11 protein-coding genes and 1 pseudogene are annotated in these 13,422 nt (G+C 61.7%); 9 read left to right on the top strand and 3 right to left on the bottom strand.

Annotated features, from left to right (window positions below; translation table 11 throughout):
- On the top strand, positions 1 to 431 hold a 431-nt coding region (locus RM96_RS18775; RefSeq protein WP_039012793.1), incomplete at its 5' end, for a transposase.
- Positions 432 to 938: 507 nt separating this feature from the next.
- Here the strand turns inward: RM96_RS18775 and aroA are convergent.
- Complete coding sequence (gene aroA / locus RM96_RS18770; RefSeq protein WP_063925999.1) at positions 939 to 2,306, bottom strand: 3-phosphoshikimate 1-carboxyvinyltransferase; 1,368 nt, start codon at positions 2,304 to 2,306, stop codon at positions 939 to 941.
- Positions 2,307 to 2,432: 126 nt separating this feature from the next.
- Positions 2,433 to 3,725 carry an MFS transporter gene (locus tag RM96_RS18765; protein WP_039012773.1) on the bottom strand — a complete coding sequence of 431 codons (1,293 nt, stop codon included), beginning with the start codon at positions 3,723 to 3,725 and terminating at the stop codon, positions 2,433 to 2,435.
- Between the two features lie 310 nt (positions 3,726 to 4,035).
- Here RM96_RS18765 and RM96_RS18760 point away from each other — a divergent pair, with 310 nt between their 5' ends.
- The 6 genes and pseudogenes from RM96_RS18760 to RM96_RS18740 all read left to right on the top strand — a co-directional run bounded on the left by RM96_RS18760 (position 4,036) and on the right by RM96_RS18740 (position 9,713).
- Entirely contained in the window at positions 4,036 to 4,812 is a 777-nt protein-coding gene (locus tag RM96_RS18760) for a GntR family transcriptional regulator (protein ID WP_082016601.1), read from the top strand.
- 59 nt (positions 4,813 to 4,871) lie between these two features.
- Positions 4,872 to 5,855, top strand: a complete 984-nt coding sequence (locus tag RM96_RS18755; RefSeq protein ID WP_039012771.1) for a Bug family tripartite tricarboxylate transporter substrate binding protein — start codon at positions 4,872 to 4,874, stop codon at positions 5,853 to 5,855.
- A gap of 6 nt (positions 5,856 to 5,861) precedes the next feature.
- The gene (locus RM96_RS18750) at positions 5,862 to 7,091 is read left to right on the top strand and encodes an aconitase X (protein ID WP_039012769.1); all 1,230 of its coding nucleotides are present in this window, start codon (positions 5,862 to 5,864) and stop codon (positions 7,089 to 7,091) included.
- On the top strand, positions 7,088 to 7,561 hold the full coding sequence (locus tag RM96_RS18745) for an aconitase X swivel domain-containing protein (protein WP_039012767.1): 474 nt from the start codon (positions 7,088 to 7,090) through the stop codon (positions 7,559 to 7,561). Before RM96_RS18750 ends, RM96_RS18745 begins: the two co-directional genes overlap by 4 nt.
- Positions 7,562 to 7,595: 34 nt before the next feature.
- Positions 7,596 to 7,904: pseudogene (locus RM96_RS40035) on the top strand (heterodisulfide reductase-related iron-sulfur binding cluster); the annotation flags it as partial.
- Between the two features lie 45 nt (positions 7,905 to 7,949).
- Positions 7,950 to 9,713, top strand: coding sequence for a SulP family inorganic anion transporter (locus RM96_RS18740; RefSeq protein WP_039012766.1), 1,764 nt, complete (start codon positions 7,950 to 7,952; stop codon positions 9,711 to 9,713).
- A 138-nt stretch (positions 9,714 to 9,851) separates the two neighbouring features.
- Here RM96_RS18740 and glcC read toward each other — a convergent pair whose 3' ends face one another.
- Positions 9,852 to 10,619: a transcriptional regulator GlcC gene (gene glcC / locus RM96_RS18735; RefSeq protein ID WP_039012764.1), complete on the bottom strand. Its 768-nt coding sequence runs from the start codon at positions 10,617 to 10,619 to the stop codon at positions 9,852 to 9,854.
- Between the two features lie 232 nt (positions 10,620 to 10,851).
- On the opposite strand from glcC, the gene glcD reads away from it, so the two are divergent.
- On the top strand, positions 10,852 to 12,351 hold the full coding sequence (gene glcD, locus RM96_RS18730; RefSeq protein ID WP_039012761.1) for a glycolate oxidase subunit GlcD: 1,500 nt from the start codon (positions 10,852 to 10,854) through the stop codon (positions 12,349 to 12,351).
- Entirely contained in the window at positions 12,351 to 13,418 is a 1,068-nt protein-coding gene (glcE, locus tag RM96_RS18725; RefSeq protein WP_039012759.1) for a glycolate oxidase subunit GlcE, read from the top strand. The genes glcD and glcE overlap by 1 nt, the downstream gene beginning before the upstream one ends.
- Positions 13,419 to 13,422: the final 4 nt, after the last annotated feature.

Genomic DNA, 13,422 nt, shown 5'->3' with positions numbered 1-13,422 from the left:
CACCCGTGCGCACGATGCCGTGCCCGTCGGCCCGGCGCGTGTTCGGATGGCTTGTCGGATGGAGGAAGCTCGCCGTCGAGGAGCCCAGGAGTGCGGACCACGAGCGCTTCGTGCAGGCGCTGTGCAAGATCGAACCCGTGGTGGGCGAGGTTCGCAGCCTCGCGCGGGAGTTTCTCGGGCTCATGCACCGGCGAAGTCCGCGGCAGTTAGATCGATGGTTGAAGCGTCTGTCGCGCTGCGACGCTGCGGAAATGCGTAGGTTCGCGCAAAGCCTGCGCGCCGACTTACCGGCTGTGCGGGCGGCCTTCAAGCTGCCATGGAGCAATGGCCAGACCGAGGGTCACGTCAACCGGCTCAAGTTCCTCAAGCGCCAGATGTATGGCCGCGCGAACATCGAGCTTCTGCGGCTGCGGCTATTGAAGCCAAACTGAACGACCGGCCTGCCTTGTCCTGCTGGACACGCTGGTCCGATCGCCATCGCAGGCGGGCTAGATCGTTCGGCAGGCACGAGGCTGGCGGGCTCGCCCACGTTCGTCAACATGATCCCACCGAGGCCTTGGCTTCTAGTAACCAATAACGTGGGGCCAGATCGGCCCGAGATCAAGCCCTCGACGCGGCCGTCACACAAAGTGCGGAAGACCCATCTTTATTACACTTCACGGTCGCCTTTCTCAATCACCCAAGGACATACAGCTATGGCCCCTGCTGCATGCATATGGCCGCTTTTGGGCCAACCCGTTTGGTCTAGGGCACATTAACCACCGTAGGTTAATTCCCGCACTGCGAGTCCGGGCCAACGGACGCCATGCGCCCGAACATCCCGTGGCATTGCGAAAGCTTCACTTCCAAGATCGTGCAGCCGTTCTCGAGTACGGACCCTGTCATAGGCCCGCTCCCGAGATCCTTGGTACCGCGCAGGCAGGACACGCATCGCACCGTCACGCGCCGCACACAGAAAGATCTGAAGCAGCAGGTTCAGTGCGCCCCGCGGCGACGGCGCAAGTAGACGCAGTAAGGCCAGATAGCACGTCGAAGTACTGAGGGAACGTCTTTCGCACACACCCGTAGTCATTGACCCGGACGCTGGCAGGTCCGAATGCCGCAAGAGAGAAGCACATCGCCATCCGATGGTCGTCATAGGTGTCTATGCCAGCCTCCGGCGACAACCATACTTCCGGCGGTGCAATTCGCAGATAGTCGGGCCCCTCTTCCACGCCGGCACCGAGCTTCCGTAGCTCAGTGGCCATGGCGGCCAGCCGATCGGTCTCCTTGACGCGCCAACTGGCGATGTTTGTCAGCGTGGTGCTACCGCGGGCAAAGAGGGCAACCATAGCTAGCGTCATCGCGGCATCGGGGATATGGTTGCAGTCCAGCTCGATGCCATGTAACTGGTCTCCTTCCCCCCGGGAGACCTCCATCCAATCCTCGCCCATCTCCACTGTTGCTCCCATTTCGGCAAGGGCTTGGGCAAACATGATATCCCCCTGTACGCTCCTGGTACCTGCTCCGACGACGCGGACCGACCCTCCACCGATAGCCCCTGCGGCAAGAAAGTACGAAGCGGAAGACGCGTCGCCTTCAACAGTCAGCTCCCCCGGGGTCAGGTAGCGCGTATTCGTCGGAACCCGGAACCCAGACCAGCCCTCCCGTTCGACAGCAATCCCGAAGCGGAGGAGAAGGTTGAGCGTCAGCGCGATATACGGCCTTGAAATCAGCTCACTAGTGATCTCGATGCTGGCGAAGCCTGCTGGCGACGAAGTCAGTGGTAGCGCCATCAGCAAAGCCGTCAGGAACTGGCTTGAGACTTCGCCGCTGACCTGGATCGGGTCGACGGCGCGGATCCCTGCCGGCTCCACGCGCAAGGGTGGATATCCGTCAGAAGCCAGGTAGTGAATGCTAGCGCCGATCTGGCGGAGACTGTTCACCAGGTTCCCGATCGGCCTCTCGTGCATGCGAGGCACCCCGGACAGGCTGTAGTGGCCGCCTTGCATGGCAAGTACTGCTGCAAGCGACCGGGTGGCGGTGCCAGAATTCCCGACGAACAGATCGGCGGACTTGACAGGAAAGTCGGAATCGGTCCCATTGACCACGAGATCTTCGCCATCGCGGTTCCAGTGAACGCCGAGCCGCCTCAGCGCGTCGAGCATCACACGAGTATCGTCTGACTCCAGAAGGTTCCGAAGCCGCGTCTCGCCTTTCGCGAGCGCTGCAAGAAGCAGGACGCGGTTCGAGATGCTCTTGGAGCCGGGCAGCCTAACAACGCCACGGGCCCGGTTCGTGAAGGGACCGAGAATCAGGTCTCCCATGCTCTTTCCTTTGTGCACGCGCGTGCTTTGCGTCTCGCAGCTGCCGACAGCCGGCGGACTGTGTGCTGCCGAATCAGGCGCCAACGCGGTTCGAGGAGCGGCATTGACCACATCGCTCGTGTTCTATCAGATCGCTACGGGGACACCGGCTTTCGGGCCGGGGTCATCCTGGAAGGGCCGATCTGGGCGCATGAAGAATGACGTCACGATGCCCGCGAAGAGCAGCCCGATCGAAATAGCAAACGGGAGCTGCCAGTTTCCAGTACGGTCGATGATGACGCCGAAAACCAGGGGTGAAACGATGCCGGCAATGCCAAATCCGACGTTCATGAAGCTGCTTGCTGTCCCCGCGTAGTTCGGCGCGATGTCCATGGGTACGGCCCACAGCGGGGCAATGACCAGTTCCATGCAAAAGAATGCGCAGCAAAGGCAGACGGTGACGACGGTCAGATCCTTGACGAACAAGACGGGCGCAAGGAAGACGAGCGCGCCCGCCATGCCTCCAGCGATCACGTTTCGGCGTGCCTTTTGCACATCGCGGGTCCGTTCATAGATCCGGTCGCTGAAGACACCGCCCAGCGTGTCGCCCACAATGCCGGCGATGAACACACCCGATGTGAAGAGCGCGGAGCTGCGCAGGTCCAGTTGGTAGCTATTCAGGAAGAACGACGGCAGCCAGGTCAGAAACACCCACAACGTCCATGCATAGCAGAAGTCCACGACGGTTACGGGAAGCATCCTACGCAGCAGCGGCAAGACCGGAACGCTGACGGCCCGGTTGCTGCGCTTTGGTGAGGGGAGGGTTGCCAGTTCTTCCCGTGTCACCCCCCGATGACTGGCCGGCTCGTCCCTGTAGTACCAGAACCAGACGATCACCCACAGCATGCCGACGACTCCGGCAACAATGAACGAAACGCGCCAGCTCCATAGCGCCATCAGCATCGCGATCAGCGGTGGCGTAAGCGCGCTTCCAACTCGAGCGCATGCGTGGGTAAGTCCTTGCCCAAGACCCCGGCGATGAACAGGCAACCAGCGCGCCATCGCACCGGTCGCCGTGGCCAGGGTGGGCGCCTCACCAACACCCAACAAGAACCGGCACGCTGCCAGCGAGATCAGGCCGCCGGCAAATGAAGTAAAGATGCACGCAGTAGCGACGATCAGCCCGAAGATCGCGAGCATGCGCCGCGCCCCGATCTTGTCACCCAGCCAGCCACCAAACAACTGGACAACCGCATACGGATAGGCGAATGCGGAAAAAACAAAACCGAGTTCCGTGTTGGAGAGATGAAGGTCTTTCGCAATGGCGCCTGCCGCAGTTGCGATGTTGACGCGATCCGAGTACTGGATCAGGTACAGCAGGCAGATCAGGATCAACACCCAATCGGTAGCTTTGATCTTCCAAAATCGGGGACTTCTCATTTGTGCTCCTCCTGTCTCGTTCGGGCATGGGGCTCGAAACATGTTGTATTAGTATGTATTACTTCATCATAGTACCTTATCTGAAGTCATGTTAGTTTTTTCGGACAAGGGACGGCGACGTAATCTTCTAAGCATCGACACGCAATGACATATAAATTCCACTTTTCCTCAATTTTATTGCTTTACATGCCGAAAACACCACATTGACACCCAGAAACGGCGATGATACGAAACTTCCTTCCCTTCCCGTTTTTCTTGTAATATAATGTTATATATTAACATGTGATGTCGATCCACGGAATCCAGTCTCATGAACCTTCCAGAACCTCTTGAAGCCTCGAGCGCCGAGCCGCTCTATGTCCAGTTGGCCGGGCGCCTTGCTGCGCAGATCTCAAATGGTCAGCTTGCTCCTGGCGTACAACTGCCAACGGAAAGCGACCTAATGACTGCCTACGGCGTGAGCCGCATCACGGTTCGACAGGCTATCCAGATGCTCGCGCGCAACGGCCAGGTGACCTCCCACCGCGGGAAGGGCACCTTTGTCGCCCGCGCCGGATTGCAGCAGAACCTCAATGCCTTGCAGGGATTCCAGGACGCCTTGCGCAGCCAGGGGGTTGAGCCGGACACAGAATTATTGGAGTTCTCGCCGTCTGCCGGGCGCATCGACCCCCAGCTTCCGCAAGGCCTGAATCTCCCTGTCCGCCTGCGCCGTCGCTATTGCCTGGACGGAGCGCCGTTCGCAGTCGTAGAGGCATACCTTCCCGTGGAAGCCGCAACCCTGGGTGAAGCCCGCGCAAAGCAGCTCCCTGTCTACGACATCGTTCAGCAATACATGGGACTGCGTATCGGACGCGCCGACGTGGCAATCCGATGCGGCCGCCCCAGCGATCAGGTCGCGAGGGAGCTTGGCGTGCGTGCAAGCGCCAATGTGCTTGTCATGGAACGGACCTCGTTCAGCGGGACGGGCCAGCCGTGCGAACACATGCGCATCCATATCGTCCCTGAGCGGTACACCTTCCGATTGAGCCTGCCAGGCCCGCTTGAGATTGCGCGGGCGCTGCAGCCAACCGCAACTGCCGGCGGATAACCTCAGGCAGCATGAGGAAAGACTGGCCAAAGAAGTCAGCAATCCCACTGGAGACAAATATGAAGTTCCAACTGCGCCGCCGCAGGGTGCTCGCCCTGCCGGTCGCCGCCGGCTTGTTCACGCTTACCAAGGCGTGGACCTCCCACGCAGCGACCTTTCCGTCCAAGCCGATTCGAATGATCGTGCCCTTCCCCGCAGGGGGGGCAACAGACATCGTCGCGCGGCCGTTCGCGCAGATGCTGGGCGAGGAGCTCAAGCAGCCGATCGTCGTCGACAACCGAGGGGGCGCCGGCGGCTCCATTGGCGCCGCGGCCGTGGCAAGTTCCCCACCGGACGGGTACACATTGCTGTTTGGCTCGGTAGGCACAAATGCCATCAATCCGAGCCTCTACAAGAATCTCAGCTACAACGTTGCCAGGGACTTTACGCCTCTGGCCACCGTTGCAAGTGCCCCTGTGGCGATTGTAGTGAATGCCAGGTCCGGGTTCCTGTCGCTCGCCGAACTGATTGCGAAGGCGAAGACCAGCCCGGGCAGCATCAACTTCGGTTCCGCCGGCAACGGCACGCCGGGGCATCTGGTGGGTTCGATGTTCTCAACACGAGCCGGCATACGGTTGATGCATGTGCCCTACAAGGGCAGCGCCCCTGCCATCACGGAGCTGCTCGGCGGACAGATATCGCTGATGTTCGATCCGCTGCAATCGGTGCTTCCGCATATCCAGTCCGGCAAGCTGAAAGTCCTGGCGATCACAAGCCGGGAACGCATCAAGGTACTACCGAACGTCCCTACCGTCGCGGAATCGGGATTCCCTGACTTCGAGGCCACAGCGTGGTGGGCGCTGTATGCGCCAGCCGGGCTACCCGCAGGCATTTCCCAGAAGCTGGTTGCAGACACGCAGCGTGTCGTGCAGTCCAGCGGATTCGGAAACAAGCTTGCAGCGATGGGCCTGCAACCGATGAGCAGTCCCCTCGCAGATTTTCAGAAGTCCGAAACCGCCAAATGGGGCGAAGCCGTTCGCACCACCGGCATTACTATTGAGTGACGTCACATGATACTTAATGATGAGGAAAAGGCCATGCTTGCCGGAGAGGCAGGCATCGTCGCAAAGACTGCCATCGAGCACCAGATCAAGGTCGGTACCTTCTTCGGCGCGCGCGATTTCGTACCGGTGACGCAGGCTCACGTCATGGCCGACACCGAAAGCCTCGGCCAGGCGGGCGTGATGTGGCTGGAGCGCCTTGCCGACGCAAACGAGGGTGGCGTCCGCATCCCAACGATCACTGACCCGCGCGGCACGGACTTTGAAAAAGCTTCCGAACTCGGCCAGGCGGACTGGATGCTCGAACTCGAGCGCCGCGCCATCGACGCGTTCACGCGTCTCGGCGTCAGCATGACCGACACCTGCATCAACTATCAGACAGTACTTGCAGCCACTCGTGGCGAACACGTGGCGTTTGGCGACACGGGTGTGGTGATCTACTCCAACTCCGTCGGCGGTGCGCGGTCGAATTTCGAGGGCGGCCCTTCCGCCCTCTCGGCCGGGCTGACCGGCCGCACACCGCGCTACGGCTACCACCTCGACAGCCAGCGCCAGGCGACCATCCGACTGCGCGTGGACTGGACGCCGCGTGAACTCAGCGACTGGGGTGCGCTCGGTGGCGTGGTGGGTCGCCTCGCCGGCAACTACTGGCAAGTGCCGGTTATCGAGGGCCTGGACCGCTCTCCCACCTCTGACGAACTGAAGCACTTCGGTGCCGCAATGGCGAGTTTCGGATCGTCGGCACTGTTCCACCTGGTTGGCATCACGCCTGAGGCATTCACTCTTGCCGACGTGGGCGGCGAAAAGCTGCCCGTCGCCCACCGAATTCGCCAGGGCGACCTGCAGGCGCTGCGCGCGAGCTACGCCGTGGAAAAGGCGATCGATGTCGTCGTCTTCTCCGCACCGCAACTCAGCCTCTACGAACTCCGCGATCTTGCGGCCATGTGCAAGGACCGCGAGTTCAAGCGCCCGCTACTGGCTGTGACTAGCCCACAAGTGAAGCCCGATTGCGATCGCTTCGGCTATACGAACACGATTGAGGCGGCCGGCGGCACCGTACTGTCCGGCATGTGCTTCTACCAATCCTATGCCCGCGAAATGCAGGAGGCCAAGGGTTGGAAGCGCCTGGCGACAAACAGCGCGAAGCTCGTCAACATCCTGGGCGGGTATGGCTACGTGCCCATGCTCGCCACTATGCAGGAATGTGTTAATGCTGCAGTAACCGGAGAACTGGCATGAACGGCAAGACTTTCACCGCTCGTCACGCAATGGGACGGCGAATCATTGGCCAGGCACTGGTTGCACACGACGGATTTTCCGCCCGCTACGACCTGAACCGGCTGCGCGGCGTCTTTTCCCGCCCGCAGCACAAGCTTGCCGGCCAGTCATATGTGGAAAAGATCCTGGTCCTCGATACGGCAAAGGGTGGCGTTGCAACGGCATGGATGCTGCACGAGATGCAGTCGCGCAACATGGCCCCGCTTGCCATTGTCTTCAACACGGTAAACACGATCCTTGCGCAGGGAGCAGCGCTAGGGGACGTAACCATGCTCGCCGGCTTCGAAGCTGACATCACGGCGCAGATCCCGCACGGCGCGATGGTCGAAATCGACCCGGATGCAAAGACCATCCGCGTACTGGACGACACCGAGACGAAGCAAGCAACGGAGATCACCGAGGGGCTGGCCCGCGTATACGGCCCGAAGTAAAGCGCATGGCTGCCGGCTCCGTTCTGGCAGCCATAACGCCAGTCTGCAGGACCTTTCCGAGATCCTGCCAGCCTTCGCTGCAGCGGCTATCCGAGGCGCTGCCGCGCAACGGCCAGCGGATTGCCTATCACCCGCCCTGTACGCTACAGCATGGTCAAAAGGTCCGAGGTGCCCTTGAAACCATGCTCTCCGGGCTTGCATTGAAATCCGGCTCTGTTCGGATAGCCATCTGTGTTGCGGATCAGCAGGTACATATTCCGTCTTGCAGCCGGAGCTCTGCTACAAGCTGCGCGACGACAAGCTGACGAAGCTTCACGCAATCAAACCGGCGGCGATCGGATCCCGCGTGGTAGCGTCGCGCATTGCGTCAGGTAGTGGAAAAGCAACTATGCCTCGCCCAGCCCAATATCTTCAAAGCTTGATTCCTTCGTGGACTCGACGTGTCTCCCCCCGGACCGTTCGTGCCGACATGGTCGCAGGACTCCTCGGTGCAGTGCTCGTACTCCCCCAGGGCGTCGCCTTTGCAACGCTCGCCGGACTGCCGGCTCAATACGGAATCTACGCGGCAGTCGTGCCGTGCATGGTCGCTGCACTGGGCGGCTCAAGCTGGCACGTCATGTCGGGCCCGACTAACGCCAACTCGCTCGCATTGCTTGCAATGCTCGCCCCTATGGCTGCTGCGGGGAGCCCCGCCTATATTCAGTTAGCGCTGGCGGTCACTATTCTGGTCGGGGTCCTTCAGCTCCTGGTCGGTGTGCTGCGGCTCGGAAGCGTCGCGAATTTCATCTCACCCACGGTACTGCTCGGCTTTACATGCGGTGCAGCCACCCTGATCGCGATCTACGCGCTCAAGGACATTCTCGGCCTCCAGGTCGCGCCCGGCACCAAGGCATTCGGCATCCTGCGGCAACTCGCCGCAACGCCAGGTGATATACGGCCTGATGCCGTGCTGGTGAGCGTGGTGACATTGACCACGACGCTGATCGTCAAGCGAATCAACCACAAGTGGCCGTTCATGCTTGCCGGGCTTTTCGGCGGCTACCTGTCAGCGCTGCTCGTCAACCAGTCAGGCGCCCATCATGTCGCCGTTGTCGGACTCATCCCTTCGCCGCTTCCGCCGTTCGAGGTCCCGAAGATTGCATGGCGCGATCTTCCCGACCTGCTGGGTATCGCCGCAGCGCTTACAATCGTGGCGCTAGGACAGTCAATCTCAATCGCCAAGGCAGTGGCGCTCCGCTCAGGGCAGCACATCGATGCCAATCGCGAGTTCATCGGGCAGGGCTTGTCCAATATTGCCGGGGGGTTCTTCTCGTCTTACGTGTCCTGCGGCTCGCTCAACCGGTCATTGCCGAACTTCGAAGCCGGTGCGCAGACGCCCCTTGCATCGGTCTTCTCATCGATCCTCCTTGTCGGCCTGGTATTCCTCAGCGCGCCGCTATTAGCCCAGATTCCGTTGGCCGCAATCGGAACAATGCTGTTACTCGTTGCCTACGGGCTGTTCGACGTCGTCCGGATTAGGCGTTTGCTGGCACTGAGCCGGATCGAAGCACTTGTGGCGGCGGCGACGTTCATTGCCACGATCGCGATTCGCCTTGAGGTGGCAATCCTGCTTGGGACAGTCTTGTCTCTGACAGCCTACCTCTATCGCACCTCCCGGCCGGCGATACGGACACTGGCGCCCGAGCCGGACGCCCCGGGCAGGCCCTTGGTACCCATCGACGAACTGCCCGAGGCCGAACGGGTCGAATGCCCCCAGCTAAAGCTAATCCGCGTTGAAGGCTCCGTCTACTTCGGCGCCGTGCAGCACGTCACCGAGATACTTCATTCCCATCGCGCAGAGCATCCATCCCAGAAGTATGTTCTGGCCATGACCAAGAGCATGAACTTCATTGATATTGCCGGGGAGGATCTGTGGGAGACGGAGTTGTCAGAGCGACGCGCGCATGGTGGAGACCTCTACTTTCATAGACCACGCCGGGAGGTACTGAAAGTCTGGCAGACGTCCGGCTTCGTCGACAGGCTCGGGAGAGACCACATCTTCCCTTCTAAGGAGGTTGCGATCAAGGAGATCTACAAGCAGATGGATCCGGAGGTGTGCGTCCATTGCAAGGTCAGGCTGTTTGAAGAGTGTCTAGCCCGACCGCAAAGCTAGCCCAATCTGGACGCAGACTAATCTGGACAATGGTGCACCCGCACTGAGTGATATCGGCGTTCTGGCATAAGTCCATTCCCTCAAACGGCTTTCAGATTAGGCTAGGCTGCTTCAACACCAACGCTGTCTCACTAACCCTTACGTCCACCCCTGAAGACGCAACGTGGATCGCACGAGCCGCTGCTCTTCCTGCTCGATTTCCGCGAAGCTCTCGCGCACGCTCCTGATATGCAGGCTCGCCGCCCGGCGCGCCTGCTCCGGCAGCTTGCCCGTCACCGCGTTATAGAGCCGCGCGTGCTGCCGGTCGATAACCCGCTTCTGCGGTTCGCGGTGATACAGGTTGTTCACCGACGCAAACACCGAACTCAGCATCAGATCGTTCAGCGTGGCGAGCGTATGTACGAGCACCGGATTGTGCGACGCCTCGCAGATCGCGAGGTGGAACGCGTGATCGAGTCGGGCATGCGTCGATGCGTCGGTCTCCTGCGCGTGGGCAGCAACCATCTCGTCGTACCGTCGCGTAATCAGGATGTAGTCGGCGGGCGTGCCGCGCAGCGCCGCGAGTCGCGCCGCCTCGGCTTCGAGCATCTCGCGCACTTCGAGCAGGTCATAGAGCGTGCGCGGTTGCGACCCCAGCAGATGCATCAGCGGCGTTTGCGCTGGCTCGGCCGTCAGCTTCGCGACGAACGAACCCTTCCCCTGCGATGTTTCGATCAGTCCCCGCGCGCGCAGGATCTTCAGCCCCTCTCGAAGCGCGGTTCGCGACACGCCTAGCTTTTCCGTCAGGCGGCGCTCTGACGGCAGTGTCTGCCCCTGTTTCAGCACGCCGTCGACGATCAGGCGCTCGATGCGCTCGACGACCACGTCCGCGAGTTGCCGCTTGCCCTCCGGTTCTGTCTCTTTCATGGCGCTCACCACTGGTATTACCACTGTTCCATGGTAGCACGCGAGCATGCGGCTGGTCGTCTGAGATCCTTGTAGAAAGTACCGCCAGCGATGGCGGTAAAAAATCGCGCTTAGAAAAACTGGTATTACCACTGAAAAATGATTCGACATCGCTGCCCCGACCCAGAACAATCGAGAAAATTTGCAGCAATCCGACGCTCGTGAGAAGCCGCGAACCCACAGGAGACACCGCATGACCTACGCTTACGACGAAAAGCTTGACGGCCCGCTTCGGGACCACGACAAAGCCGCAATCGTGCGCGACCTGCAGGCGCTCCTTCCCGATCTGCAGCTTCTGCATTCGAAGGAAGACCTGCGGCCGTTCGAATGTGATGGCTTGTCCGCCTATCGCATCACGCCGATGCTCGTCGCCCTGCCTGGCACCATCGATGAAGTTCAGACGCTGTTGAAGTACGCGTTGGCGCAGGGCGTGCCCGTGGTCGCGCGCGGCGCCGGCACCGGACTCTCCGGCGGCGCCTTGCCGCTCGAAAAAGGCATCCTGCTCGTGATGGCGCGCTTCAACCGCATCCTCGAAATCGATGCCGAAGCCGGCACCGCCCGCGTGCAGCCGGGCGTGCGCAATCTGGCGATTTCACAGGCAGCCGCTCCACACGGACTTTACTACGCGCCCGATCCGTCGTCGCAAATCGCGTGTTCGATCGGTGGCAATGTCGCCGAAAATGCAGGCGGCGTGCATTGCCTCAAATACGGGCTGACGGTCCACAACATCCTGAAGGTCGAGATCGTGACGATCGACGGCGAGCGGCTCACCCTCGGCTCCGAAGCGCTCGACTCGCCCGGCTTCGATCTGCTCGCGCTCTTCACCGGCTCGGAGGGGATGCTCGGCGTCGTGGTCGAGGTCACCGTGAAATTGCTGACCAAGCCGCAGAGCGCGAAGGTGCTGCTCGCGAGCTTCGACGACATCGAAAAGGCCGGCGATGCGGTCGCGCAGATCATCGGCGCGGGCGTGATTCCGGGCGGCCTCGAGATGATGGACAACCTCGCGATCCGCGCGGCGGAGGACTTCATCCACGCGGGCTATCCCGTCGATGCCGAAGCGCTTCTGCTGTGCGAAGTCGACGGCGCGGAATTGGACGTTCAGGAAGACTGCGAGCGCGTGGAAACGCTGCTGCGCGCGGCGGGCGCAACCAACATCCGCCTTGCGAAGAACGAAGCCGAGCGCCAGCGCTTCTGGGCGGGCCGCAAGAACGCGTTTCCGGCGGTCGGCCGCATCTCGCCCGACTACTACTGCATGGACGGCACGATTCCGCGCCGCGAGCTGTCGCGCGTGCTGCGGGGCATCGCGGAGCTGTCGGTGCAATACGGACTGAGCGTGGCGAACGTCTTCCATGCCGGCGACGGCAACATGCATCCGCTGATCCTCTTCGATGCCAACGCGCCCGGCGAGATGGACCGCGCCGAAGCGATCGGCGCGCGCATCCTAGAATTGTGCGTCGCGGTAGGCGGCAGCATCACGGGGGAACACGGCGTCGGACGCGAGAAGATCAACCAGATGTGCACGCAGTTCAACAGCGACGAACTGACGTTTTTCCACGCGGTCAAGGCCGCCTTTGATCCCGACGGCCTGCTCAACCCGGGTAAGAACGTACCGACGCTGCATCGCTGCGCCGAATTTGGCTCGATGCACGTGCATCACGGAGTCCTCCCCTTTCCTGAACTGGAGCGCTTCTGATGCGACACGACCTCATTTCCATCGACGACAGCGCGCGGCTCGTCGAGCAGGTTCGCAGCGCGCTCGCTGAGAAAAAGCCGCTCTCCATTCGCGGCGGCGACAGCAAGGCGTTTCTCGGGCGGCCCGTCTCCGGGGAAGAAATCGATACGCGCTCGCATCGCGGAATCGTGAGCTATGACCCGAGCGAGCTCGTGATCACCGCACGCGCCGGTACGCCGCTCGCCGAAGTGAACGCGATCCTCGACGAAGCCGGCCAGATGCTTCCCTGCGAGCCGCCGACCTTCGGCGGCGGCGCAACCGTGGGCGGTGTGGTCGCGAGCGGCCTGTCCGGTCCGCGCCGGCCGTGGGCCGGTTCCGTGCGCGACTTTATCCTCGGCTGCAGGATCATTACGGGTGAGGCAAAGCATCTTCGGTTCGGCGGGCAAGTCATGAAGAACGTGGCGGGATACGACGTGTCGCGCCTTATCGGCGGCAGCTTCGGCTGCCTCGGGCTCATCACGGAAGTTTCGTTGAAGGTGCTGCCCAGGCCGCGCGAGGCGCGCAGCCTCACGCTCGCGATCGAAGCGAGCGAAGCGATGCGCGAACTGTCGGCATGGCGCAAGGCGGCGTTGCCGGTGGGCGGCGCGTGCCACCTGGACGGCAAACTGCATCTGCGTCTGGAGGGCGGCACGGGCTCCGTGCGCGCGGCGATCGATTGCATCGGCGGCCAGGATCTCGACCCGCGGTTCTGGGAATTGCTACGCGAGCAGCGTCTCGCCTTCTTCGACGATCCGCGCCCGCTCTGGCGTTTGTCGCTGCCGAACAATATGCCGCTCATCGAGTTGCCGGGCGCCGTGCTGCTCGACTGGGGCGGCGCCCAGCGATGGCTCAAGAGCGACGCCCCCGCCGAGGCAATTCGCCAGATCGCGAGCGCGGCGGGCGGCCATGCGACCTGTTTCACGCCACAGCCGGGCATCGAGCCGTTTCATCCGCTTGCCGCGCCGCTGATGCGCTTTCACCGGCAGCTCAAGGAACGCCTCGATCCGTACGGCATGTTCAATCCCGGGCGCATGTACGCCGACTATTGAAGCG

The organism is Cupriavidus sp. IDO, assembly GCF_000812465.1.
In the GTDB taxonomy this organism is placed as follows: domain Bacteria; phylum Pseudomonadota; class Gammaproteobacteria; order Burkholderiales; family Burkholderiaceae; genus Cupriavidus.
This window is presented reverse-complemented; position numbering and strand designations above follow the sequence as displayed.

Bases quoted from the DNA above. Each gene is read 5' to 3' on its own strand.
- aroA (WP_063925999.1), bottom strand. From the start codon at position 2,306: ATGGGAGACCTGATTCTCGGTCCCTTCACGAACCGGGCCCGTGGCGTT.
- RM96_RS18765 (WP_039012773.1), bottom strand. From the start codon at position 3,725: ATGAGAAGTCCCCGATTTTGGAAGATCAAAGCTACCGATTGGGTGTTG.
- RM96_RS18760 (WP_082016601.1), top strand. From the start codon at position 4,036: ATGAACCTTCCAGAACCTCTTGAAGCCTCGAGCGCCGAGCCGCTCTAT.
- RM96_RS18755 (WP_039012771.1), top strand. From the start codon at position 4,872: ATGAAGTTCCAACTGCGCCGCCGCAGGGTGCTCGCCCTGCCGGTCGCC.
- RM96_RS18750 (WP_039012769.1), top strand. From the start codon at position 5,862: ATGATACTTAATGATGAGGAAAAGGCCATGCTTGCCGGAGAGGCAGGC.
- RM96_RS18745 (WP_039012767.1), top strand. From the start codon at position 7,088: ATGAACGGCAAGACTTTCACCGCTCGTCACGCAATGGGACGGCGAATC.
- RM96_RS18740 (WP_039012766.1), top strand. From the start codon at position 7,950: ATGCCTCGCCCAGCCCAATATCTTCAAAGCTTGATTCCTTCGTGGACT.
- glcC (WP_039012764.1), bottom strand. From the start codon at position 10,619: ATGAAAGAGACAGAACCGGAGGGCAAGCGGCAACTCGCGGACGTGGTC.
- glcD (WP_039012761.1), top strand. From the start codon at position 10,852: ATGACCTACGCTTACGACGAAAAGCTTGACGGCCCGCTTCGGGACCAC.
- glcE (WP_039012759.1), top strand. From the start codon at position 12,351: ATGCGACACGACCTCATTTCCATCGACGACAGCGCGCGGCTCGTCGAG.